Source organism: Burkholderia sp. IT-111MI5 (genome assembly GCF_949752865.1).
Classification (GTDB): Bacteria; Pseudomonadota; Gammaproteobacteria; order Burkholderiales; family Burkholderiaceae; genus Burkholderia; species Burkholderia pyrrocinia_C.
On sequence record NZ_CATKIF010000033.1, the window covers coordinates 60965 to 85629 of the forward strand.

Below are 24665 nucleotides of genomic sequence, written 5' to 3' on the forward strand. Positions count from 1 at the left end.
GCAGCAGCCAATGGCCACCCGGGAGACCGCCATGGAAGCGAAGAACGAGGAAGTCGTCGCACACCTGCTCTCCGACGTCGTCGAATTCGCGCGCGAGCGCCTGCCCGAAGCCACGTTCCGGATCGTCGAACCTTTCCTGCATCATTACTACGATTTCGTCGACGCCGACGATCTCCAGGACCGCAGCATCGCCGACCTGTACGGCGCCGCGATGGCGCACTGGCAGACCGCCCAGAAATACGTGCCCGGCAGCGAACGGCTGCGCGTATACAACCCGATCCTCGAACAGCACGGCTGGCACTCCGATCACACGGTCATCGAGATCGTCAACGACGACATGCCGTTCCTCGTCGACTCGGTGACGATGGCCGTCAACCGCCTCGGGCTCGCGCTGCATTCGGCGCTGCATCCCGTGTTCCGCCTCTGGCGCGGCGCCAACGGCGGCATCGAGCGCGTCGACGCGGGCGGCGCAACACCCGGCGACGGCCAGTCGCAACTCGCGTCGTTCATCCATTTCGAAGTCGATCGCTGCGGCGACGCCGCGCTGCTCGACACGCTGCGCGAGGACATCGCGCGCGTGCTCGGCGACGTGCGCGCATCGGTCGAGGACTGGCCGAAGATCGTCGACATCGCGCGCGCGACGATCAAGGAGATGAAGACGCGCGAATCGACCGCGGAAGACATCGAGGCGCGCGCGTTCCTCGAATGGATGGCCGCCGATCACTTCACGTTCCTCGGCCACCGCGACTACGCGCTGGTGTCGGACGGCACCGGCTTCGGCCTGCGCGGCATCGAGGGCACGGGCCTCGGCATCCTGCGCGAATCGCTGCGCACGTCGGGCGCGTCAGACGTGACGCCGCTGCCGAAGGCCGCCGCCGACATCATCACCGGCTCCTGGCCGATCTTCCTGACCAAGGCGAATTCGCGCGCGACCGTGCACCGGCCCGGCTATCTCGACTACGTGGGCGTCAAGCTCGTCGGCGCCGACGGCAAGATCACCGGCGAACGCCGCTTCATCGGGCTCTACACGTCGACCTCCTATTTCGGTTCGTATACCGAGATCCCGATCGTGCGCCGCAAGTGCGCGAACATCGTGCGGCGCGCGGGCTTCCTGCCGAAGGGGCATCTCGGCAAGACGCTCGTGACGGTGCTCGAAACCTACCCGCGCGACGAACTGTTCCAGGCCGACGAAGACCAGCTCTACGACATCGCGCTCGGGATCCTGCGGCTGCAGGAACACCAGCGCACGCGCCTGTTCGTGCGCCGCGACCGGTTCGACCGCTTCGTGTCGTGCCTCGTGTTCGTGCCGCGCGACAAGTACAACACCGACCTGCGCCGGCGCATCGCGAAACTGCTCGTCGACGCGTACAACGGCGTGAACGTCGAATTCACGCCGCTGCTGTCGGAATCAGCGATCGCGCGCATTCATTTCGTCGTGCATGCGGAGCCGGGCACGATGCCCGACGTCGACACGCGCGAGCTCGAGACGCGGCTCGTGCAGGTGGCGCGCCGCTGGCAGGACGATCTCGCCGACGCGCTGCTCGACGCGTTCGGCGAAGAGCAAGGCAACCGCCTGCTGCAGCGCTATGCAGACTCGTTCCCGGCCGGCTATCGCGACGACTATCCGGCGCGCACGGCCGTGCGCGACATCGAGCTGATCGAGCGCGTGAAGGATTCGGGCCAGCTCGCGATGAACCTGTACCGGCCGATCGAGGCCGGGCCGCGCGCGTTCCGCTTCAAGGTCTATCGCACCGGCGACCCGATCGCGCTGTCGCGCAGCCTGCCGATGCTCGAGCATCTCGGCGTGCGCGTCGACGAGGAACGGCCGTACCGGATCCAGACGCAGGACGCCGCGCACGCATGGGTGCACGACTTCGGGCTCGAACTCGCCGACGATACCGAGTTCGACATCGAGCGCGTGAAAGGCCTGTTCGAGGATGCGTTCGACCGGATCTGGAGCGGCCGGATCGAGAACGACGATTTCAACCGCCTCGTGCTGCGCGCGCACCTGAGCGCGCGCGAAGTGACGATCCTGCGCGCGTATGCGAAATACCTGCGGCAGGTCGGCTCGACGTTCAGCGACGCATATATCGAACGCGCGCTGACCGGCAATCCGGCGATCGCGCGCCAGTTCGTCGAGCTGTTCCTGCTGCGCTTCGACCCGCGCACCGGCGACACGCGCGACGTGCAGGCCGAACGGCTGCTGAAGGCGATCGAAGGTGCACTCGACCAGGTGCCCAACCTCGACGAGGACCGCATCCTGCGCCAGTTCCTCGGCGTGATCAACGCGACCGAGCGCACCAACTACTTCCTGCTCGACGCGAACGGCGAATCGAAACCCTACCTGTCGTTCAAGTTCAATCCGGCGAAAGTGCCGGGCCTGCCCGAACCGAAGCCGATGTTCGAGATCTGGGTGTATTCGCCGCGCGTCGAGGGCGTGCACCTGCGCGGCGGGCGCGTCGCGCGCGGTGGCCTGCGCTGGTCGGATCGCCGCGAGGATTTCCGTACCGAGGTGCTCGGGCTGATGAAGGCGCAGATGGTGAAGAACGTCGTGATCGTGCCGGTCGGCTCGAAAGGCGGCTTCGTCGTGAAGAACCCGCCGCCGCAGAGCGATCGCGAAGCGTGGATGCGCGAAGGCATCGCGTGCTACCAGACGTTCCTGCGCGGCCTGCTCGACCTGACCGACAACCTGGTCGGCAACGCGATCGTGCCGCCGCCCGACGTCGTGCGCCACGACCCCGACGATCCGTATCTGGTCGTCGCCGCCGACAAGGGCACAGCCACCTTCTCCGACTACGCGAACGCGATCTCGCACGAATACGGCTTCTGGCTCGACGACGCGTTCGCGTCCGGCGGCTCGGTCGGCTACGACCACAAGAAGATGGCGATCACCGCGCGCGGCGCGTGGGAATCGGTGAAGCGGCACTTCCGCGAAATGGGCGTCGATACGCAGACGACCGACTTCACGGTAGTCGGCGTCGGCGACATGTCCGGCGACGTGTTCGGCAACGGCATGCTGCTGTCGCCGCATATCCGGCTCGTCGCCGCGTTCGATCACCGGCACGTATTCCTCGACCCGAACCCCGATCCGGCGGTCAGCTTCGCGGAGCGCCAGCGCATGTTCGCGCTCGAACGGTCGAGCTGGGCCGACTACGACCCGGCCGCGATTTCGGCGGGCGGCGGCGTCTATCCGCGCACCGCGAAGACGATCCCGTTGTCGCCGGCCGTGCAGGCCGCGCTCGGCATCGACGCGCACGCGCTGCCGCCGACCGAGCTGATCCGCGCGATCCTGCAGGCGCCGGTCGATCTGCTGTACAACGGCGGCATCGGCACCTACGTGAAGGCCGCGCGCGAAACCCACCTGCAGGTCGGCGACCGCGCGAACGACGCGGTGCGCGTGAACGGCGCGGACCTGCGCTGCAAGGTGGTCGGCGAAGGCGGCAACCTCGGCTGCACGCAGTTCGGCCGCATCGAGTTCGCGCAGCGCGGCGGCCGCATCAACACCGATGCGATCGACAACTCGGCCGGCGTCGATTGTTCGGATCACGAAGTCAACATCAAGATCCTGCTCGGGCTCGTCGTCTCCGACGGCGAGATGACCGGGAAGCAGCGCAACGCGCTGCTCGCGGAGATGACCGACGAAGTCGGGCTGCTCGTGCTGCGCGACAACTACTACCAGACGCAGGCGCTGTCGATCGCGGGCCGCTACGGCGTCGAGCAGCTCGACGCCGAGGCGCGCCTGATGCGCTGGCTCGAACGCGCGGGCCGCCTGAACCGCGTGATCGAATTCCTGCCGACCGACGACGAAGTCGCCGAACGGCAAGCCGCGAAGCTCGGCCTCACGTCGCCGGAGCGCGCGGTGCTGCTCGCGTACAGCAAGATGTGGCTCTACGACGCGCTGCTCGAATCCGACGTACCCGAGGACCCGCTCGTCGCCGCGATGCTCGTCGACTACTTCCCGACGCCGCTGCAGCAACGCTTCAGCGAGCCGATGCATCGCCATCCGCTGCGCCGCGAGATTCTCGCGACACATCTGACCAATGCGCTCGTCAATCGCGTCGGCTGCGCGTTCGTGCATCGGCTAATGGAGGAAACCGACGCGAAGCCCGGCGACATCGTGCGTGCGTGCATCATGGCGCGCGACGTGTTCGACCTCGATGCGGTGTGGCGCGACATCGACGCGCTCGACAACCGCGTCGCCGACGACGTGCAGGCGCGCATGTTCGTCGACGTCGCGCGGCTGCTGGAGCGCGCGGCGCTGTGGTTCCTGCGTCATCTGCAGTCCGGCGCGGTGGCCGACGGCGGCGTTGCCGAGCTGATCGCGCGCTGCCGCGACGCGGCGCAGCGGCTCGCGCCGCAACTGCCGTCGCTGCTGCCGGCCGACGCACTCGAAGCGCTGTCCGAGCGGCAGCGCGTGCTCGTTGAAGCCGGCGTCGACAGCGCGCTCGCGGTGCGTGTCGCGAGCGGCGACATCTCGGCCACGCTGCTCGACATCGCCGAAGTGGCCGCGACCTGCAACCGCAGCCTCGAACTCGTCGCGGGCGTCTATTTCTCGCTCGGCACGCTGCTCAATTACGGATGGATCGGCGAACGCGCGGCGACGCTGCCGACGCCGACGCACTGGGACATGCTCGCGCGCGCGGCCGCGCTCGCGGAAGTCGCGCGGCTGAAGCGCACGCTCGCGACGAGCGCGCTCGCCGAATCGGCGGATTCGACCACGCCGGAGACGATCGTCGGCGCGTGGCGCGAGCGCCGCGACGCCGCGCTCGCGCGCTACGAGCACCTGCTCGCGGACCTGCGCGCGTCGGGCGGCGCCAGCCTCGCGGTGCTGCTCGTGATCGTGCGCGAGATGGCCGTGCTCGAACGCGCGTGACGGTTCGGGCAGGGTCAGACCGTCGCGACCAGCAGCTCTTCCGCGTTGTTCGGCGGCCGCAGGCCGTCCGTGCGATCGGCGAAATAGCGGTGCGCCAGCTCCGCGGCCGATACGTGCGTGGCAGTCGCGAAGCCGGCCTCCAGCGCGAGCGCCTGGATCTGCGCCGGCATGAAGAAGCTGATGAACGGCGTGCCGCTCGCGCGTGCGCCCTTCGCGGCCATTTCCAGCCCCGGGCGCACGTCCGGATCCGCGTTCTCCAGCGGCAGCAGGAACGTCATCGCGAGCGTCGAGCCCGGCGCAAGCGACGCGACTTCGCGCAGCGCGGCCGCGTTCGCTTCGCGCGTCAGGTACATGCTGACGCCGGTGGACACCACGACCGCCGGCTTGCCGGCATCGAAGCCCGCGCCGACGAGCGCATCGCGCCACGACTGCTTCGCCTCGAAATCGACCGGCACGAAGCGCAGCCAGTCGGGCACGCCGAAGCCGAGTTCGGTCAGGCGGCGCTGCTTCCATGCCTGCGGCGCCGGCGGGTCGACTTCGAAGACGGTCACGCGCGACGCCATGTCGGGCCGGCGCTGCACGAAGCTGTCGAGGCCAGCGCCGAGAATCACGTACTGGCTCACACCGAGCGCGGCCTGCTCGGCCACGAGATCCTCGATGAAGCGCGCCCGCGCGACGATCGACGCACGAAACGGCCGCGTGAACTGCGGGTCCATGTCGCCGCGCTGCTGCCAGCCCGGCGCCGGCGCGAGCAGTCGAAGCCCGACTTCGTCGGCGAGCACGTGCGGCGGCGCGTCGAGTTCGACGTGCAGCGCGCGCCACAGCGCGACGCGCGCGGCGGTGCTGTCGGGCGCGTCTTCGCGGGTATCGGTCATAGCGGCCTCACGCGCGCTGCTTGCCCGGCGCCTGCAGCCGCCACACGCGGCCGTCCGGGTCGCGCACGGTCATGTCGCGCGTGCCCCAGTGCGTATCCTCGAACGGCGTGACGACATCGACGATCGGCTGCGGCCTCACCGCCTGCTCGTCCGGCACCTTGAGCACCACTTGCATGTCGGGCGCCTCGCCCGGCGGCACTTCGGCGATGAACAGAAACGGGCCGTCGCCGCTGCGAAGCCGGCCAGAGTTGTGATCGGTTTCGAATTCCAGCGTGAAGCCCAGCGCCTGGAAGAATTTCGCGGACTTGCCCCAGTTGTGCGTCGTCAGGTACACGGCTTCGATTCGCTCGGATGACATGTCACTCCTCCTTGGTGGACGGCCCCGCGCCCGGCGGCGGCGCGGCCAGGTACGCGCGCAACGCGTCGGCCACCAGCGCGGACAGCGATTGCTCCGTTTCGATGGCGCGATGCTTGACCTGCCGGATCAGGCCAAGCGGCAGGTACACGTTGAATTGCTTCACTTCTTCGTCGGTCATGGAAGCTAGTATGCTAGCAAAATAGCAATTGTCAAATGCGGGCGGTGGAGAGCGGGATGTCTTGATCGGGCGCGGCCCGCCGCGCGGGCCGTCGGCTCGAACCCCGTGGGTTCGCGTCGTTACTTCGCGGCGCGCGCCGCCAGCCGCGCAAACAGCGCGTCGAGATCGAACCCTGCCGTATCGATGCCGATCGTGTCGCGCAGGCATGCACCCCACGCGGCCGCGTCGTCGAACGTGACGGTGCGCCCGGCCCCCGCCGCGTCGCGCAGCGTCAGCGCGGTGTTGAGCAGCGCCGCGCGACCGTCCGGCAGCACGCGGCACGCGATCAGGTCGTTCACGAAGATCGATTCCGGATACGTCGACGTAAACCAGTTCGCGGCGTCGTAATCGATCCACTCGGCCGGCTTCAGCGAGAAACGGTAAGTGGTCTGCCAGCCGTCGGGGATCTCGAACTGCATGTCGAATTCGCCGTCGACCGGCGCGTCGATCACGCGAAACGCGCCATGCGTCGTCAGTTGCCGCTCTCCCGGCACGAAGCGCAGCGGCGCGGTCAGCGTCGCGCTGCCGAAGCCGATGTCCGCGAGCCAGACCGCATCGTCGAGATCGATGCGCAGCAGCATGTGCGTCTGCGCGGTGACGATCTCGGGCGGCCGCATCCAGCGCACGCGCGCGATCAGCGGCGTCACGCGAAAACCGATCGTCGTGAGCGCGGTATAGAACAGCTTGTTGAGTTCGAAGCAGTAGCCGCCGCGGCGGCGCCCGATCACCTTGTCGACGATCGCGGGCAGGTCGAGCGCGACGCGCGCGCCGGTCAGCGGATTGAGGTTTTCGAACGGAATCGCCTGCGGGTGCAGCAGATGAAGCCGGCGCAGCACGTCGAGCGTCGGCTCGGCCGGGCCGTCGTAGCCGATGCGGGAGAAATAGCGCGAGAGGTCGAACGAGTCAGTCATGAACCTGCACCGATAAAAGGGACACGCCACGATAGCATCGCGCGAAATCCCCATGTTGTGCGGGGCGATTGTCCGTCATCGCGCGCGATGCCGGCACCGCACCGCGCGCAGCCCCGCGCAACGTTACGGCAGCAGCTTCAGCGCCGACGACGCGACCGACGGCACCGAAATGCCCTGGCTCGTCGCGAACTGCACGGCCTGGCTGAGCGTCGCCGCGAGCGACTGCAACTGGCCCGGCGCGCTTTGCGCGATATACGACGCGGCCTGCATGTTCTGCGGATTCAGGCCCGACTGCAGCAGCGACGCGGCACTGGTCGAACCGAGATTGCCGAGCCCCGACTGCAGTTGCGAATACTGCGTGAGCCCCTGGCCGAGCGACGCGAGGCCGTTGCTGAACGCCTGCTTGTCGATCGGGCCGTGCGACGCGCCGCCGCTCGCGAAAGCCTGGCCGAGCGCCTGCGACACCGACTGCTGCGCGCCGCCCATCTGCGACAGCGCGGCCGGCGTCAGCGCATCGCCGCCTGTCAACTGGCTCGCGGCCTGCTGCGCCTGCCCGGCCGCGCCGGTCAGCCCCATCGCCGACGCGAGCGACGACTGGCCGGACAGCACTTGCTGATTCGCACCGACGTAGGCCTGCAGCAACTGCGCGAGGCCGCCTTGTGCGGGCGCAGCCTGCTGCTGGCCACCGCCGAGCAGCGACGCGCCGAGCGACTGCAGGTCGAGCTGCGCGTGCGCGGCGCCGCTCACCAGGATGCCGAATGCGATGCCTGCCGAGGCCAGATGCCTGCCCGTCGCGCGAATGTGCTTCATGTGTTTCCCTCGTGCCGGAATGATTGAGGCCGATATTGTCGAAGCGCGTCGCGCGCCGCCGCAACGACTGAAACACATCGAAACGAAATCACGGTGTGCGGCCGCTTGCAATTCCGCGACCGACGGACACGGTCGAGTGGATTCGTCCGCGGTTGATGCGCGAAATCACGCGTGTGCCGGAATTCGTTCTCCGGTTGCATGAATGACGGCGGGTTTCGGGCTTTGCGGGTGGTACCGCAAAACGTATCGCGGCCGGGAAACGTTACGCAGCCATCCACGCCGGCAGCCGCCGGCCGACCCAGTCGGCCGCCTGCTCGTAGCCGCGCGCGAGCTGCAGCACCGCGAGATCGGCGCGCGGGCGCCCGATCAGCTGCATCCCCATCGGCAGCCCCGCGTCGTTGAAGCCGACCGGCACGTTGATCACCGGGCAGCCGGCCAGCGTCCACGGCACGACCGTTTCCATCCAGCGGTGATAGGTATCCATCGCGCGGCCCGCGATTTCCTTCGGCCAGCGCTGGTCGACATCGAACGGAAACACCTGCGCGGTCGGCGCCGCGATGAAGTCGTAGCGATCGAAGAAGCTCAGCACGGCCTGGTGCCACGCGGTGCGCTCGACGCTCGCATCGAACACGGCCGCGCCCTGCATCGCGAGCAGCCCTTCTACCTCGTAGATCGCCTCGGGCTTCAGCAGCGCGCGGCGCGCCGGATCGCGATAGTGCGCGAGCAGCCCGCCGCCGGACAGCAGGTGCCGATGCACGAGCCACAGGCGCCAGATCCGCTCGGGCGCGAATGCCGGCAGCGCGGCATCGACATCGCAGCCGATCTCGCGCAGCGTTGCCAGCCCCTGTTCGCACTGCGCGAGCACGCCGGCCTCGGTCGCGAGATAACCGTTCCAGTCGCCGACCCACGCGATGCGCTTGCCGCGCAGGTCCGCGTCGAGCGGCTGCGCGAACACGGCCGGATCTTCCGCGCGCGACAGCGGATCGTTGCGGTCGTAGCCGGCCTGGATCGCGAGCAGCTGCGCGACGTCGCCGACCGTGCGGCCCATCGGCCCTTCGATGCCGAGCTGCTGCACGAACACGTCGACGGCCGGCCAGCGCGGTACGCGCCCCTGCGACGGGCGGAAGCCGTAGATGTTGCAGAACGCGGCCGGATTGCGCAGCGAGCCGCCGAAATCGCTGCCGTCCGCCACCGGCAGCATCCGCGACGCGAGCGCCGCCGCCGTGCCGCCGCTGCTGCCGCCCGCACTCTTCGTCAGGTCGTACGGATTGCGCGTCGCACCATAAACCTCGTTGAACGTGTGCGAACCGAGCCCGAATTCCGGCGTATTGGTCTTGCCGATGAAGATCGCGCCGGCCGCGCGCATCCGCGCGACGCCGACGGAATCGGCCTGCGGCACGTTCTCGCGGAAGATCGGCGAGCCGTAGGTGGTCCGCAGCCCCTTCGTCATCGCCAGATCCTTCGGCGCCTGCGGCATCCCGTGCATCCAGCCGTGGTACTCGCCGCGCGCCAGCGCGGCATCCTTTTCCGCGGCTTCGGCGAGCAGCGCATCGCGCTCACGCAGCGCGACGATCGCATTGACCGCGCCGTTCACGCGCTCGACGTGGTCGAGATACGCGCGCATCGTCTCGACGCACGAGACCGCCTTGCCGCGGATCGCCGACGCGAGCTCGCCGGCCGACAGGCGCACGATCGGGTCGACGGGGATGGAGGCGGGAGCGAGAAGCTGCGGGGCGCCGTGCGGCATGCGAGTCTCCTGAAATCGGAATGGAATGGCAGGCCGCGTGGCGGCGGCGGTCGCCCCCGAACCGGCCGGGAGGGGCCGCGCCGCGGCCGACGCTCTACTCTACGCGACGCCGATTCGGCGACCTTCGATATTTTCCGTCGCGATTCATTGCGGATCCGACTGAATCGGGGCGACGCGTGCCGGGCCGCCCGCGCCGGCCCGATCGATGAAATCGTTTATGCGCATAAACTAAAATTTCTTATATTTCTAATAGGCGCGACACGAGACGGCGCGCGTTAACGACATTTTTACGCGACCGCCCGATCTCTTTAGATGGTTCGTTCCGGCGGCGCGCTACGCTGGAAGCATCTCGTTCCCTGGACATCGTTCATGCTCAAGCTGCTGGTTCCGGTCGGTCACTCGCCCCGCTCGCTGCAGGCGGTTCGCCACGCGACATTCCTGTATCGCGAGCGGTGCGCGTCGGAGATCGTGCTGATCAACGTTCAGGCGCCGCTCGAATCGACGCGGCTCGAGGCCTACCACCCGCTGTCGCGGCTGCGCTCGATCGAGGAAAAGTTCGCGTCCGACGATCTGGCCATGGCGGAGCGGATTCTGCAGGACGCCGGCGTCAAGTACAGCGTCGTGAAGAAGGTCGGGCCAGTGGCCGATACGATCGCGGCCGTGGCGGCCGAGACCGGATGCGACGAGATCGTGGTCGTCGCGCCGAGGCACGACCCGCTTCATGCACTGATGTCGGTGTTTCGCCGCAGCGTGATGGGCCGGCTGGTGCGGATTTCGAATGTGCCGGTGACTGCGGTGCAATGACAGCAATGATGTGCGGCGACAGTCTCATGACAGGCCGCAGGCTTGCACCGGCGACGGACGAATGAGCGGCGCAGTACGTGTGCGCGTTGCGCGCCGCACGTGTACTGCCCGTCACACAGCGCTTATTTGATGACCTTGCGCCAGAACACGAAATAGGCGGCCGCCGAAGACGCAACCAGCAGGATTGCCCACATCGGAGCGAGACTGATCAGCACGGAAGAGACGTTAAGCATTTGGATTCCTCACTATTTCGACAGCGATGTTCAACACGCACCTGCTTGCCGGAACCGATGCATTCATCCGTCATCGCGTTCCGTCAAATCATGCATTCATGCTATCGCTTTGAGCGGCGGCACGACCGTCCCCTCCCGCCCGTACCCTGACATTCGTCAAACTCGCGCGATTCACGCGTCTGTCGCGCCGAAATCCGTCGCGCGATTGCCGCGCTGCGTGCCCATCCTCGTCTGCCGGCCGCCAGCCTGAAAGCCCGTTCCTTTTGCCCGCGAAACCACGAAAAACGTGACGGGATCACGCCGCCCCGCCACCGATTCAGCAGACGTTTACCGGGGGAACCCCCAAGTGCTTCGTCGAACGTGTCCGCGTTACGCTTGAGCGACGAGGAGACGAACCATGAGACGAGCCGTACATATCGCTGTTTTCGCGCTGCTGGCGTATCTCATTGCCGATCGCGCGATCCTGCATGCGCAGGGCCGCGACGCCAGCCCGCTTGCATGCGAACAGGGCGCCGCGCAGGTAAAGGCCGACGCGCTCGGCCGCGGCTTCGGCGAGGCGGCCGCCGGCAGCCAGAGCGAGGCGTTCATGTCGGGTTGCCTCGTGACCGGGCGAGGCAATCAGGACGTCGCGATGGCGAACCGTTGACGCGAATCCGGTGACGTTCCGGGCTCGTTCGAGTCAATTCCCGCTGTTTGCCGTCATTTTCTCGATCGATGTCGCGACGGATGTCACGCTCCGGACGCCGTTCACGCTGAACGTCTGCTCGTGGCCCGTGTCGTCGCGGGGAAGACGCATCGACATCTGCGCCATCAGGCCATCCTTGCCGTAAGCGCCAAACCAGTCGACCAGCCTGCCGATGTAGCACGTGCCGCCGACATGAACCGGCATGTCGCCGACAATCTCGTACGCGTAGTGGCCGGGCCCATAGCTCATGTACTCGCTGCGATCGTCGCCTTGCACCGAAGGCGGAACCGGACACAGCGGCATGTCGGAGCCGGCGTCGCGCGCGGTGCTGTCGCTCACGTTGCGCAGCGCCTGTTCGATTTCCGATACAGTGGCTAGCCCGCTATCGGGCCATCGCGTCGAGACGCCGCTTCATCTACAACAACAGTCAATCAAAAGATGAGTCATCCCAACACCGATTTGATCCAGCGTTTTTACACGGCCTTTCAGCAGCGCGACATCGACGCGATGCTCGCCTGCTATGCCGACGACATCGTCTTCAGCGATCCTGCGTTCGGCGAGTTGCGCGGCGAGCTCGCGCGCGACATGTGGCGCATGCTGGTGGCGCGTGCGCAGGAATTTTCGTTGACGTTCGGCGAGGTCGACGCGGACGAACAGACCGGGCGCGCGCAGTGGGTCGCGCACTACCGGTTCGGCGCGACCGGCCGCACGGTGGTCAACCGGATCGACGCGCGTTTCCGGTTCCGCGACGGGCTCATCGCCGAACATCGCGACAGTTTCGACCTGTGGCGCTGGGCACGTCAGGCGCTTGGGCTGAAGGGCGCCCTGCTCGGCTGGACGCCGTTCGTGCAACGCGCGATCCGCGCGCAGGCGCGGAAGAATCTCGACGCGTATCGGGCAAGGCGGGGCTAGGACACGTGCCGCTACTGCGTCATCGTGGCGTTGGCGTGTACAGCTTCTTGCGTGCTTGTGCAGATATGTGCTGCACCTGAAACCCGAATCGAGCGCAAGGGCTTCTCTGGCTGGGGCATGTAGTCGTCCGGCGCAGCCTTGCAAGGCCCGCCTCTGTTCCACATCACGAAAGCCAGCGCCGACAGGGCCAATCTACCGCCAGCGGACGCCCCCAACCGCAGCCGAGCAGCCCGCCGCAAATCGCCTCCCCTCCTGCCGACAACCGCAAGAACCACACGAAATACCTCGCCCGCAAAGGCTCCCAGCCCACCCTCCGGAGCACGCACGGAAACGCCGTCTCCCCCGCGCCGCCACGCTCCCCCGCATCTTGCCCGCCAACTCTTATATAAGACATAAGACATTTGACGTTACAGTTCATTGAGATTAGAATCCCGCTCAAAGCAGTGCCTGGAACAGCCCCGGAGTGCCGGAAAGGCCTTCCCCTCAAACGCCATATCAGCAGGTCTCCCCATGCTTGAAAACTTTCGTGCTCACGTGGCCGCCCGCGCCGCGCTCGGTATTCCCCCCCTGCCGCTGACGGCTCAGCAAACCGCCGAACTGGTGGAACTGCTGACGAACCCGCCCGCCGGCGAAGAGCAGACGCTGCTCGAACTGATCACCTACCGCGTGCCGGCCGGCGTCGACGAAGCCGCCCGCGTGAAGGCCGGCTTCCTGGCCGCCGTGGCCAAGGGCGAGACCGCCTGCCCGCTGATCTCGCGCGAACGCGCCACCGAACTGCTCGGCACGATGCTGGGCGGCTACAACATCCAGCCGCTGATCGAACTGCTGTCCGACGACGCAGTCGCGGCCGTGGCCGCCGACGCGCTGAAGAAAACCCTGCTGATGTTCGACCAGTTCCATGACGTGAAGGAACTCGCCGACAAGGGCAACGCGCACGCGAAGGCCGTGCTGCAAAGCTGGGCCGACGCCGAATGGTTCACCAGCCGTCCGGAAGTGCCGCAAAGCCTGACCGTCACCGTCTTCAAGGTGACGGGCGAAACCAACACCGACGACCTGTCGCCGGCGCCGGACGCCACCACCCGCCCGGACATCCCGATGCACGCGCTGGCGATGCTGAAGAACGCGCGCCCGGGCATCACGCCGGAAGAAGACGGCAAGCGCGGCCCGGTCAAGTTCATCGAGTCGCTGAAGGAAAAGGGTCACCTGGTCGCATACGTGGGCGACGTGGTCGGCACCGGCTCCTCGCGCAAGTCGGCCACCAACTCGGTGCTGTGGTTCACCGGCGAAGACATCCCGTTCGTTCCGAACAAGCGCTTCGGCGGCGTGTGCCTCGGCGGCAAGATCGCCCCGATCTTCTACAACACGATGGAAGATGCAGGCGCGCTGCCGATCGAACTCGACGTGTCGCAGATGGAAATGGGCGACGTGGTCGAACTGCGCCCGTATGACGGCAAGGCGCTGAAGAACGGCGAAGTGATCGCCGAATTCCAGGTCAAGTCCGACGTACTGTTCGACGAAGTGCGCGCCGGCGGCCGCATTCCGCTGATCATCGGCCGCGGGCTGACCGCGAAGGCACGCGAAGCGCTGGGCCTCGCGCCGTCGACGCTGTTCCGCCTGCCGCACCAGCCGGCCGACAGCGGCAAGGGCTTCTCGCTCGCGCAGAAGATGGTCGGCCGTGCATGCGGTTTGCCGGAAGGTCAGGGTGTCCGCCCGGGCACGTACTGCGAACCGAAGATGACCTCGGTCGGCTCGCAGGACACCACGGGCCCGATGACCCGCGACGAACTGAAGGATCTCGCCTGCCTCGGCTTCTCGGCCGACCTCGTGATGCAGTCGTTCTGCCACACCGCCGCTTATCCGAAGCCGGTCGACGTCAAGACGCACCAGACGCTGCCGAACTTCATCAGCACGCGCGGCGGTATCGCGCTGCGTCCGGGCGACGGCGTGATCCACTCGTGGCTGAACCGCATGCTGCTGCCCGACACCGTCGGCACCGGCGGCGATTCGCACACGCGCTTCCCGATCGGCATCAGCTTCCCGGCAGGCTCGGGCCTGGTGGCCTTCGCGGCCGCCACCGGCACGATGCCGCTGGACATGCCGGAATCGGTGCTGGTCCGCTTCAAGGGCAAGATGCAGCCGGGCGTCACGCTGCGTGACCTCGTCAACGCGATTCCGCTGTACGCGATCAAGCAAGGCATGCTGACGGTCGCCAAGCAAGGCAAGAAGAACATCTTCTCGGGCCGCATTCTCGAAATCGAAGGCCTGCCCGACCTGAAGGTCGAGCAAGCGTTCGAACTGTCGGATGCGTCCGCCGAACGTTCGGCCGCCGGTTGCACGGTCCACCTGAACAAGGAACCGATCATCGAATACCTGAACAGCAACGTCACGCTGCTGAAGTGGATGATCGCGCAGGGCTACCAGGATCCGCGCAGCCTGCAGCGTCGTATCGCGGCAATGGAGCAGTGGCTGGCCGACCCGCAACTGCTGTCGCCGGACGCCGACGCCGACTACGCGGCCGTCATCGAGATCGATCTCGCCGATATCCATGAGCCGATCGTCGCCTGCCCGAACGACCCGGACGACGTGAAGACGCTGTCCGACGTCGCGGGCGCGAAGATCGACGAAGTGTTCATCGGCTCGTGCATGACCAACATCGGCCACTTCCGTGCGGCGTCGAAGCTGCTCGAAGGCAAGCGCGACATCCCGGTCAAGCTGTGGGTCGCCCCGCCGACCAAGATGGACCAGAAGCAGCTGACGGAAGAAGGTCACTACGGCGTGTTCGGCACGGCCGGTGCGCGTACCGAAATGCCGGGCTGCTCGCTGTGCATGGGTAACCAGGCACAGGTGCGCGAAGGCGCGACGGTCATGTCGACGTCGACCCGCAACTTCCCGAACCGCCTGGGCAAGAACACGAATGTGTACCTCGGCTCGGCGGAACTGGCGGCAATCTGCTCGCGCCTGGGCAAGATCCCGACCAAGGACGAGTACATGGCCGACATGGGCGTGCTCAGCGCCAACGGCGACAAGATCTACAAGTACATGAACTTCGACCAGATCGAAGACTTCAAGGAAGTGGCCGACACCGTGCAGATGTAAGCACGCTGTCGGGCTGCGGCGGGTCTTTCCCGTCGCAGCGACACGCAAATGGCGCCGCAGGCTGCATGCCCGCGGCGCCATTCTTTTATTCGGCTCCGGCGACGTTCACCCGGCATTGCCGCCCGGCTCGCGACGGATCACCAGCTCGTTGAAACCGGTATCCGCATCGGGTTCGCGAGAGAAACGATGCCCGGGAAGCAGCGCGAGCAGGATTTCGGCAGTCGTGCGCACCACGCAGCCGCTCGCCACATGGCCGCCCGACACGCGGCCGCCCGCATCGGAAACGGACATGTGCAGGTGCGCGCCGTCCGGCGATACCGAACCGGCCAGCGTCAGGATTTCGAGGTCGTCGCGCAGTTCGGTCGGCAGGTCGGCGCCGGCAAAGCGCAACTGCGCGACGCTCAGGCTGCCGATGCCCTGGATCACGAATGCCGCGTGCGCACCGTGCGAACGCAACGCTTCCTCGATGGACGCGCGCAGATCGTCGCCGGGGGACAGACGCAGAGGATGGGCTTGCATGGTCGAGAACCCGCTGGTGGATCGTGGTGTCGACAAAGAGTACGTTCGGCCCGTGAATCCGGCAAGTCACCCTCGCCCGACAAAACCGCCCTCGCGTCGCGGCAACGCGCAGGCAAGCCCCGCAGGCATCACCCGGTAAAGCGCTCGCTCGCAAACTGCGCATCCGGCACGCCTGCCGCAACGGCCACGTCCCGCACACCCTGCACGAGCGGCGGCGGCCCGCACACGTAGATGTCCGGCAGCGCGCCGGCCTGTGCAAGCGCCGCACGCAACGCGTCGACCGGCGTGCCTCGCAACCCGGCCCACTCCCCGCCGGGCCGCCATACGCAGAGATCGACCTGCAACTGCGGCAGATCGGCCTGCAATCGCGCAAGCTCGTCGAGCATGAACAGTTCGGTTTCCTGATTGACACCGAAGAACAGCCGCGCATCGGCCATCTCCTGATACTCGGCCATGCGCCGCAGCATCGACAGGATCGGCGCGAGCCCCGTGCCGCCCGCGACGAACCAGCGCGGCCGCAGGCTGTCCGCGAACAGCCCGAAGCCGCCCATCGGAACGCGCACGGTCAGCGGATCGCCCGGCCGTGCGCGCTCGCGCAGGTACGTCGAGAACCAGCCGTCCGGCCGCAGCCGGATCAGGAACTCGAGGCGGCCGTCCCAATTGCTCGTGTTCGCGAGCGAATACGGCCGGCGCAAGCCGCTGCCCGGCACCTCCAGCTCGGCGAACTGGCCGGGCTCGAACTCGACGGCCGAGCCGAACGCGTCGTCGGGCTCGACTTGCAACTCGACGCGCATCGTGTCGGCCGCGATCGTATCGAGCGCCGCGATTCGCGCGATGCGCACGGGCACTGGCTGCAGCAGCACCTTGGTCCGGTCGTACGGCGCGGCGACCCGCAGATCGCCGCGCGGCGTGGTCCGGCACAGCAGGACCGCACCCTGCTGGCCGGCCGGCAGCACGCCGGCGCTGTCGGCCTGCATCTCGTACGCGCCGTCGACGACGGTCGCCTGGCACGCGCCGCAGCTTCCGCGCCGGCATTGCGACGGCAGCGTGATGCCGGCGTCCGCCGCTGCGGTGAGCAGATCCTGTTCGGCGTCGCATCCGAAGCCGAACTGCTCACCGTCGCGCGTCGTGATCTCGATTCGATAGGTCATCGAACGATCCCGCTCAAGCGGCCTTGCGCGCCAGCGAAGCGGCAAGGTCCGCGCCGGCGTCGCCGATCGGCTGGATGCCGAATTGCTCGACCAGCACCGCGAGAACGCCCGGCGTGGCGAACGCCGGCAGCGTCGGTCCGAGGCGGATGTTGCGCAGGCCGAGCGCGAGCAGCGTCAGCAGTACGGCCGCCGCCTTCTGTTCGAACCACGAGATCACGAGCGACAGCGGCAAATCGTTCACGCCGCACTCGAATGCGTCGGCGAGCGCCGTCGCGATCCGGATCGCCGAATAGCTGTCGTTGCACTGCCCGACGTCGAGCAGGCGCGGAATGCCGCCGATATCGCCGAACGCATGCCGGTTGAACCGGTACTTGTTGCAGCCGAGCGTCATCACGACCGTATCGTCGGGCGCCTGCTCCGCGAACTCCGTGTAGTAGTTGCGGCCCGGCGCCGCGCCGTCGCAGCCGCCGATCAGGAAGAAGTGGCGGATCTGTCCGGCCTTGACCGCGTCGATGACTTTGTCCGCGACGCCGAGCACCGCATGGCGGCCGAACCCGACCGTGATCGTCAGCTCCGGCGCTGTGGCCGGGAAACCGGGCAGTGCCTGTGCGGCGCGGATCAGCGTCGAGAAATCGTGATGCTCGAGATGGCGCACGCCCGGCCAGCCGACCGGCCCCGTCGTGAAGATCCGCTGCCGGTATTGCGGCATCGGCTCGATGATGCAGTTGGACGTCATCAGGATCGGCCCGGGGAAATGCGCGAAGTCGCTCTGCTGGTCCTGCCACGCACCGCCGTAGTTGCCGACGAGATGAGGAAATGCGTTGAGCGCCGGGTACGCGTGGGCCGGCAGCATTTCGCCGTGCGTGTACACATGGATGCCCGTGCCGGCCGTCTGTTCGAGCAGCGCGTGCAGATCGCCGAGATCGTGTCCCGACACGAGGATCGCCTTGCCCGCCACCGGCGACACGCGCACGGCGGTCGGCTGCTGCGCGCCGAAACGGCCGGTGTTCGCGCTGTCGAGCAGTTCCATCACCGTCAGGTTCAGCCGGCCGAGTTCGAGCGCCTGCGCGAGCAGCGCGTCGACGTCGTCGGGGTCGCGCGCGAGAAACGCGAGCGCCGCTTCGACGCCCTCGTAGATGTCGTCGCGCTCGTAGCCGAGCACCCGCGCATGATGCGCGTAGGCGCACACGCCCTTCAGCCCGTACAGCACCAGCGCACGCAGGCCGACGATGTCCGCGCCCACCTTGTCGAGCCCCGCGTCGATGCCGACGGCGGCGGCCTGTTCCAGCAGGCCGGCGAGATCGCCCGCCGGCTGCCACATCGCGGGCCCGTGCAGCATGGGGAGGACCGCTCCCATGGCCCGCGCCTTCGCTTCACATGCGGCCTTCACGCGGTCGCGCGTCTGTGCCGCGTCACGCAGCAACGCGACGAAGCGCGCCGCATGGAAGTTCACGTTGGTCAGCGTCGTGAACATCGCGTACAGCACGAACCGGTCGGCGTCGCGATCGGGGGCGCCCAGTGCGCGCGCGACTGCGCCGTATTGCGCAATGCCCTTCACCGCATGGACCAGCAGGTCCTGCAGGTCGGCCGTCGTTGCATCCTTGCCGCAGTTGCCTTTCGCCGATGCGCAGCCGGGCCGCGCGCCGGTCCGGTCGGTCTGTTCGCATTGATAGCAAAACACGGTGCTCTCCTTTCTCGATCATGGGGGCGCGGGTCGGCGCGAACGGCGGCGGAACGCAGGTTCCTTGCCGCCGGGCATCCCGCCCGCTTCAAGATGCGTTTCTTATGCATCTTTTTCATGATGTTTCGGCACGCGTTTCGCCACCGTGATGCAGATCAAGAAACGGGACGCTCGCCGGTGAGGCAACTTGTCGCTGTCACTGCCCTCCGGCTTCGGTCGTGTGTTCGTTTTCGGTATCCGCGCATTCGATGCCCCAGTCGCCGTATCGATACCAGTCGTCGCCGAGCAGTTCGCTCGGGTGCTGCGTGCGGCTGGAACCGTTGCCGCAACGCATCGCGTGCGCCGCGCAGTAGTTGTCGCATCCCCAGCAGATCCTCTCCGGATGCACGGGGTGCAGCGGAAATTTCCTGGCCATCGCGCGTTGCCCTCCCGGTGTCGTTTCGTTCGCTACCGTTCGACTCTAGTGCACCGATGCACACCGGCAATGCGGCATTCTTTCGCAGTGGCGGCAGTGCATCGGCCAAGCACGCCGCGCAACGCAATTGGATCGCCTCAAACAAAAAAGCCCGGACATCGCCCGGGCCTGTGCACATCGTCCGTTACCGCCGGCCGCGCTTACGCTTCGAGCGCCTCCAGCACCTTCCCCTTCGTCTCGATCCCGACGAAGTGCACGGTCACCGCCGCGATCAGCGGCACGATGCCGATCAGGTAGAACGCGGGCGCGAGGTTCCCGCCGATGATCGCGTGCGGCACGACCATCGGCGCGACGAACGACGCGATCTTCAGCCACGCGCTGCCGAGCCCGCAGCCCGACGCGCGGATGCTCGTCGGATACTGTTCCGGCGTATAGACGTACGCGGTAATGAACCCCGACGCCATCAACCCGAGCGACAGCGAGCAGAAGACCGCGACGACATACACCGACGATGCGTGATAGATGCCCGCGAACGCCAGCGACAGCGCGCACAGCACGAACGACCACACGATCACCGGCTTGCGGCCGAGCTTGTCGACGAGCAGCGCCGACGCCAGCGACCCGAGCACGCCCATCACCGAACCAATCACCGCGAGGTTCAGCGCGAGTTGCAGCGGCGCGTGATAGAAGTTCTTGTAGATCGTCGGCAGCCACGTCGACAGCCCGTACTGGATGAACCCGCAGGTCGCCCACAACGTCGCCACCGCGAGCGTGCGCTTGCGATACGCGGCGCTGAACAGGTCGCTCATCCTGCGCTTCGGATGCTGGCGCACCATCTCGTCGAACGCGGCCACCTGCGTGACCGGCGGCAGCTCGCCGCGCACCGACGCCTCGAACACGCCGACCGCGCGCCCGGCTTCCGCGAGCCGCCCGCGCGATGCGAGCCAGCGCGGCGATTCCGGCACGAGGCGCGTGAGCACGAACGACAGGATCAGCGGCAGCCCACCGACGAAGTACATGATTTCCCAGCCGAACCGCGGCACGAGCCACGCGCCGAGCGCCATCGACACGAGCAGGCCGATCGGGAACACGATCTCGTACAGCAGCACGAAACGGCCGCGGCCATGCGCGCGCGTGATCTCGTTGATGTACGTCGCGGCGACCGGCAGCTCGCCGCCGAGCCCGAGCCCCTGCAGGATCCGCAGCAGCACGAACACCTCGAAGGTCGGCGCGAAGCCGCACGCGATGCTCGTGATGCCGATCACGGCCGAGCTCCATGCAATCGCCTTCACGCGGCCGTGCTTCTCGGCCAGCGCGGGAAACAGGAATGCGCCGATCAGCTGGCCGATCGCGCCGGACGCGATCAGCATGCCGATCTGCGTCGGCGACAGCCCCCATTTGTGAATCAGCAGCGGCAGCGTCGCCGCGATCGTGATCACGTCGAAGCCGTCGAAGAACGTCGCGGTGCCGATCAGCACGCGTGCGCGGATCTGCATCGCGTTGCCGGGAAGCCGCTCGAGCCGCGCGATGATCGCGCCGGGCGTGGAGGCGGCAGCTTCCATCGTGGCGCGACCGGCCACGACGTTGTCGAAAGTGCTCATGCGGGGTGTCTCCTGGTCTGCCGGTCAGGCAAGCGCTTTGGTCGTGTCTGCCAGGGCTTCCGTATCCACTGCCCGGCCCTGGTTCATCCACTTGCGCGCGAGCTTCAGCTCGCGTGCGTTGTTCACGGCGATGACACCTCTCACATGCCCGTCGCCAAGGAAAAACAGCGTCGCGCGACGCGCGGCGAGATCGCCGCGCACGACGAGCTGCGCATCGGCCGGCAGATCGCCGAGGATCTGCAGGTTCACGTCGTACTGATCGGACCAGAACCACGGAATCTCCGCGTACGGCGCGCGCACGCCGAGCACGGCCTTCGCGGCCGCGATCGCCTGGTTCTGCGCGTTGGCCCACGATTCGAGCCGCACGCGCCGCTTCAGCCAGCCGTTGTGATGGTTCGCGACGTCGCCGCACGCGAAGATCGCCGGGTCGCTCGTCGCGCCGAATTCGTCGACGACGATGCCGTCGTCGACGGCCAGCCCCGCATCGCTCGCGAGCGACGCATTCAGCGCGAGGCCGATGCCGGCCACCGCGAAATCGGCGTCGATCGTCGTGCCGTCGGCGAGCGTCGCGCGCACCTTCGATGCGTCGTCCGGCTGCGCATCGAGCGACGCTAGCGCCGCGCCGACACGCACGTCGACGCCGTTCGCGCGATGCAGGTCGAGCAGGAAATCCGACACGATCTGCGGCACCGAACGCCCGCACAGCCGCGGCGCGCCTTCGACCACGACCGCCTCGACGCCGAGCTTGCGCGCGGTGGCCGCGACTTCGAGGCCGATCCAGCCGCCGCCGATCACGAGCACGCGTTGGCTCGCGCGCAGCTTCTCGCCAAGCGCGGCCGCTTCGTCGAGCGTGCGCAGGTAGTGCAGGTTCGGCGTCCTCACGATTGCGTCCGGCAGGCGGCGCGACGTGCCGCCGGTCGCGATCACGAGCCGGTCGTATTCGATCTCGCGGCCGCTGGCGGTCGTCACCACGCGGCGCGCGCGGTCGATCGATGTAGCGCGTTCCGGCTGCCATGCTTCGATATCGAGCGCGTCGAATTCGTCCGGGCGCACGACGCGTACGGTTTTAATATCGGCGTCGCCGGCCAGCACGGCCTTCGACAACGGCGGACGCTCGTACGGCAGGTGCGGCTCGTCGGCGATCATCACGAGGCGGCCCGTGTAACCTTCCGCGCGCAACGTCTTCAGCACCCAGCCGGCGGCCTGGCCGCCGCCGATCACGACGACCGTACCGGGCGCGGGCTGCGCGGGCGTATTCGCTTCGGTCATGATTTTCGCTCCGTCATGAACTTGCCTTCCGGCGCCTTCGCGTTTTTCTGCCGGCGCGTGTTGCCGTCGAGGCCGCCGTCGACGGCCCATTCGGCGAACACGGTCGGGCCTGGCTCGAATTCGCGCGGCTGCCAGTCGGGCGTCAGCACGTCCTCGTCCGCGTAGTACTCGATCAGCGCGCCGGCCGGATTCTGGAAGTACCAGAAGTACGCGGACGACACCGGGTGACGGCCCGGGCCGAGTTGCGTTTCCCAGCCGCAGCGGTCGATATGCATGCCGCCGCCGAACACTTCGTGGATGTCGCGCACGGTGAACGCGACGTGGTTCAGGCCGCGCTTGCCATTCGGCAGCGCGAGCAGGAACAGGTCGTGATGGCCGCCGTGCGGCGCGCAGCGCATGAACGCGCCGCGGCCCGGGTAGCGATCGGACGTCTCGAAGCCGAGCAGTTCGTGATAGAACTTCACCTGTTCGTCGAGGCAGTTCGTGAAGAACACGACATGCCCGACCTCGACCGGCTCCGCGCGTGCATAGATCGGGCTCGGCTGGTCGACGCGCAGCGTCTGGCCCCACACGTTCGACGGCGAGCCGGTGATGTCGAGTTCGCGCTTGCGCGTGACTTCGACGCGGATCGCCATTCCGTTCGGGTCGATACAGCCGACCGCATCGTCATGCGAGTAATAACCTGGCTGGCCGGCGAGCTTCGTGCGCAGCGCGTCGAGTTCGCCCTGCGTCGCGACTCCCCACGTCACTTCGCGCAGCGTCGGGCCCGCTTCGAACGCGGGCGGCAGCGCCGGATCGTCGGCGTTGACGGCCAGCACGGTGCAGCCGTTCATCGTCTCGAAGCGCGCGTGCGTGTCGTCGTGCGCGACTTCCTTCAGCCCCCAGTCGGCGAAAAAGCGCCGGCAGGTCGCGAGATCGTCGACGCCGTATGTGATCTGCTCGATTCCCAAAATGCTCATTGCGTCATTCCCCTTCGCTCAGTTCGCCCACGGCAGCGGCGCGTCGTTCAAACCCCAGTAGAGGCTCTTCTGCTGCATGTACTCACGGATGCCGAGGCGCCCCTTCTCGCGCCCCATCCCGCTCTCCTTCCAGCCGGAGAACGGCGTGGAGATCGAAAACAGCTTGTACGTATTGATCCAGACGGTGCCCGTTTCGAGCGCGCGCGCGATGCGCCAGGCACGCTTGTAGTCGCGCGTCCAGATGCCGGCGGCAAGGCCGAACACGCTGTCGTTCGCCTGCGCGATCAGCGACGCTTCGTCGTCGAACGGCATCGCGACGAGCACAGGCCCGAAGATTTCCTCCTGGCAGATGCGCGCGCTGTTCGGCAAGCCTTCGAGTATCGTCGGCTGGTAGAAGAAGCCGTGCTCGCGCCCGTCGCCCGACGGCCGCTCGCCGCCGCACAGCAGGCGGCCGCCTTCTTCCAGGCCGAGCGCGACGTAGCGCTCCACCGATTCGCGGTGCTTCGCGGTGATCAGCGGCCCCATCTGCGTATCGGGCCGCGTCGGGTCGCCCACGCGCAGCTTGCGTGCGCCCGCAACCAGGCGCTTCATGAATTCGTCGTACACCGCGCGCTGCACGAACAGCCGCGAACCCGCGATGCACGCTTCGCCCGACGAGCTGAAAATGCCGTACAGCACGCCGTTGACCGCATGATCGAGATCGGCGTCGTCGCACACGATCGTCGGCGACTTGCCGCCGAGTTCGAGCGACACGGGCATCAGCTTCTCGGCCGCGATGCGCGCGATGCCGCGGCCCACTTCGGTGCCGCCCGTGAACGACACCTTCTTCACCAGCGGATGGCGCACGAGCACGTCGCCGATCACCGAGCCCTTGCCCGGCAGCACGCTCAGCACGCCCTTCGGCACGCCGGCTTCCTCGCAGATGCGCGCGAGCGCGAGCGACACGAGCGGCGTGACTTCCGCCGGCTTGAGCACCACCGCGTTGCCGCCGGCAAGTGCCGGCGCGAGCTTCTGCGCGTCGGATGCGATCGGCGAGTTCCACGGCGTGATCGCGGCGATCGCGCCGACCGGCTCGTACACGCTCATCGTCAGGTAGTCGCCGCGCGACGGCGTCAGCTCTTCGTCGAGCGTTTCGAGGCAGGCCGCAAAATAGCGGAACGTGTTCGCGGCGCTGGCCACCAGCACGCGCGTCTCGCCGATCGGCTTGCCGTTGTCGCGGCGCTGCAGGTTCGCGAGCGCCTCGTGGCGCTGCATGATCAGATCCGCGATGCGGTACAGCACCTGCGCGCGCTGGTGCGGCTTCAGCCCGGCCCAGTCGGCGCGGCGCCATGCGGCATCGGCGGCTTCGACGGCTTCTGCCGCGTCTTCCGCGTTAGCCGTCGACACTTCCATGTTCACCGACTGGTCGGCAGGATAGATGCTGGCGTAAGGCGCGCCACGGCCGCGGCGCCACTCGCCGCCGATCAGGATGTTGCCGTCGGGTACCAGGCTCGTATCGAAAGATGTCATGTCACAAGTCCCACAAATCTGTCTCTGCGCACCCGCCCTC

At 67.4% G+C, this 24665-nt stretch carries 20 protein-coding genes; 5 read left to right on the forward strand and 15 right to left on the reverse strand.

Features of this window, described 5'->3' with window-relative positions; translation table 11 throughout:
* Window positions 1–31 precede the first annotated feature (31 nt).
* Complete coding sequence (locus ACM6JT_RS22175) at window positions 32–4873, forward strand: NAD-glutamate dehydrogenase (protein ID WP_414857292.1); 4842 nt, start codon at window positions 32–34, stop codon at window positions 4871–4873.
* A 14-nt stretch (window positions 4874–4887) separates the two neighbouring features.
* Here the strand turns inward: ACM6JT_RS22175 and ACM6JT_RS22180 are convergent, their stop codons facing one another.
* The 6 genes from ACM6JT_RS22180 to ACM6JT_RS22205 form a co-directional block, all read right to left on the reverse strand.
* Complete coding sequence (locus ACM6JT_RS22180) at window positions 4888–5748, reverse strand: class I SAM-dependent methyltransferase (RefSeq protein ID WP_414857293.1); 861 nt, start codon at window positions 5746–5748, stop codon at window positions 4888–4890.
* A 7-nt stretch (window positions 5749–5755) separates the two neighbouring features.
* Entirely contained in the window at window positions 5756–6106 is a 351-nt protein-coding gene (locus ACM6JT_RS22185; RefSeq protein ID WP_414857294.1) for a VOC family protein, read from the reverse strand.
* Between the two features lies 1 nt (window position 6107).
* The gene (locus tag ACM6JT_RS22190; protein ID WP_089475130.1) at window positions 6108–6284 is read right to left on the reverse strand and encodes a ribbon-helix-helix domain-containing protein; all 177 of its coding nucleotides are present in this window, start codon (window positions 6282–6284) and stop codon (window positions 6108–6110) included.
* A gap of 119 nt (window positions 6285–6403) precedes the next feature.
* The gene (locus ACM6JT_RS22195; protein WP_414857295.1) at window positions 6404–7234 is read right to left on the reverse strand and encodes an arylamine N-acetyltransferase family protein; all 831 of its coding nucleotides are present in this window, start codon (window positions 7232–7234) and stop codon (window positions 6404–6406) included.
* A 123-nt stretch (window positions 7235–7357) separates the two neighbouring features.
* Window positions 7358–8044 carry a hypothetical protein gene (locus ACM6JT_RS22200; protein WP_034180349.1) on the reverse strand — a complete coding sequence of 229 codons (687 nt, stop codon included), beginning with the start codon at window positions 8042–8044 and terminating at the stop codon, window positions 7358–7360.
* Window positions 8045–8306: 262 nt separating this feature from the next.
* Window positions 8307–9791 carry an amidase gene (locus ACM6JT_RS22205; protein WP_414857296.1) on the reverse strand — a complete coding sequence of 495 codons (1485 nt, stop codon included), beginning with the start codon at window positions 9789–9791 and terminating at the stop codon, window positions 8307–8309.
* Between the two features lie 369 nt (window positions 9792–10160).
* On the opposite strand from ACM6JT_RS22205, the gene ACM6JT_RS22210 reads away from it, so the two are divergent.
* Both ACM6JT_RS22210 and ACM6JT_RS22215 read left to right on the forward strand, forming a co-directional pair.
* Window positions 10161–10595: a universal stress protein gene (locus ACM6JT_RS22210; protein WP_034180351.1), complete on the forward strand. Its 435-nt coding sequence runs from the start codon at window positions 10161–10163 to the stop codon at window positions 10593–10595.
* 630 nt (window positions 10596–11225) lie between these two features.
* Entirely contained in the window at window positions 11226–11474 is a 249-nt protein-coding gene (locus ACM6JT_RS22215; RefSeq protein WP_069748545.1) for an adhesin, read from the forward strand.
* Between the two features lie 33 nt (window positions 11475–11507).
* Here ACM6JT_RS22215 and ACM6JT_RS22220 read toward each other — a convergent pair whose 3' ends face one another.
* Window positions 11508–11852, reverse strand: a complete 345-nt coding sequence (locus ACM6JT_RS22220) for a hypothetical protein (protein ID WP_105392114.1) — start codon at window positions 11850–11852, stop codon at window positions 11508–11510.
* Window positions 11853–11951: 99 nt separating this feature from the next.
* Here ACM6JT_RS22220 and ACM6JT_RS22225 point away from each other — a divergent pair, with 99 nt between their 5' ends.
* Together ACM6JT_RS22225 and acnB are read left to right on the forward strand one after the other, a co-directional pair.
* Window positions 11952–12425, forward strand: coding sequence for a nuclear transport factor 2 family protein (locus ACM6JT_RS22225; protein ID WP_414857297.1), 474 nt, complete (start codon window positions 11952–11954; stop codon window positions 12423–12425).
* A 510-nt stretch (window positions 12426–12935) separates the two neighbouring features.
* A complete protein-coding gene (acnB, locus tag ACM6JT_RS22230) occupies window positions 12936–15521 on the forward strand; it encodes a bifunctional aconitate hydratase 2/2-methylisocitrate dehydratase (protein ID WP_105392112.1) in 2586 nt (861 codons plus the stop codon).
* 105 nt (window positions 15522–15626) lie between these two features.
* On the opposite strand, the gene ACM6JT_RS22235 is transcribed toward acnB, so the two are convergent.
* From ACM6JT_RS22235 to ACM6JT_RS22270, 8 genes are all read right to left on the reverse strand, one after another.
* A complete protein-coding gene (locus ACM6JT_RS22235) occupies window positions 15627–16040 on the reverse strand; it encodes a PPC domain-containing DNA-binding protein (RefSeq protein WP_414857298.1) in 414 nt (137 codons plus the stop codon).
* Window positions 16041–16168: 128 nt separating this feature from the next.
* On the reverse strand, window positions 16169–17191 hold the full coding sequence (locus ACM6JT_RS22240; RefSeq protein WP_414857299.1) for a 2Fe-2S iron-sulfur cluster-binding protein: 1023 nt from the start codon (window positions 17189–17191) through the stop codon (window positions 16169–16171).
* 13 nt (window positions 17192–17204) lie between these two features.
* The gene (gene hcp, locus ACM6JT_RS22245; protein WP_414857300.1) at window positions 17205–18872 is read right to left on the reverse strand and encodes a hydroxylamine reductase; all 1668 of its coding nucleotides are present in this window, start codon (window positions 18870–18872) and stop codon (window positions 17205–17207) included.
* A gap of 196 nt (window positions 18873–19068) precedes the next feature.
* Entirely contained in the window at window positions 19069–19287 is a 219-nt protein-coding gene (locus ACM6JT_RS22250) for a DUF3079 domain-containing protein (RefSeq protein WP_258284007.1), read from the reverse strand.
* Between the two features lie 200 nt (window positions 19288–19487).
* On the reverse strand, window positions 19488–20888 hold the full coding sequence (locus ACM6JT_RS22255; protein ID WP_414857301.1) for an MFS transporter: 1401 nt from the start codon (window positions 20886–20888) through the stop codon (window positions 19488–19490).
* 24 nt (window positions 20889–20912) lie between these two features.
* A complete protein-coding gene (locus ACM6JT_RS22260; RefSeq protein WP_414857302.1) occupies window positions 20913–22157 on the reverse strand; it encodes an NAD(P)/FAD-dependent oxidoreductase in 1245 nt (414 codons plus the stop codon).
* Window positions 22154–23116, reverse strand: a complete 963-nt coding sequence (locus ACM6JT_RS22265) for a VOC family protein (protein WP_414857303.1) — start codon at window positions 23114–23116, stop codon at window positions 22154–22156. The genes ACM6JT_RS22260 and ACM6JT_RS22265 overlap by 4 nt, the downstream gene beginning before the upstream one ends.
* Before the next feature lie 18 nt (window positions 23117–23134).
* The gene (locus tag ACM6JT_RS22270; protein ID WP_414857304.1) at window positions 23135–24625 is read right to left on the reverse strand and encodes an aldehyde dehydrogenase; all 1491 of its coding nucleotides are present in this window, start codon (window positions 24623–24625) and stop codon (window positions 23135–23137) included.
* Window positions 24626–24665 lie beyond the last annotated feature (40 nt).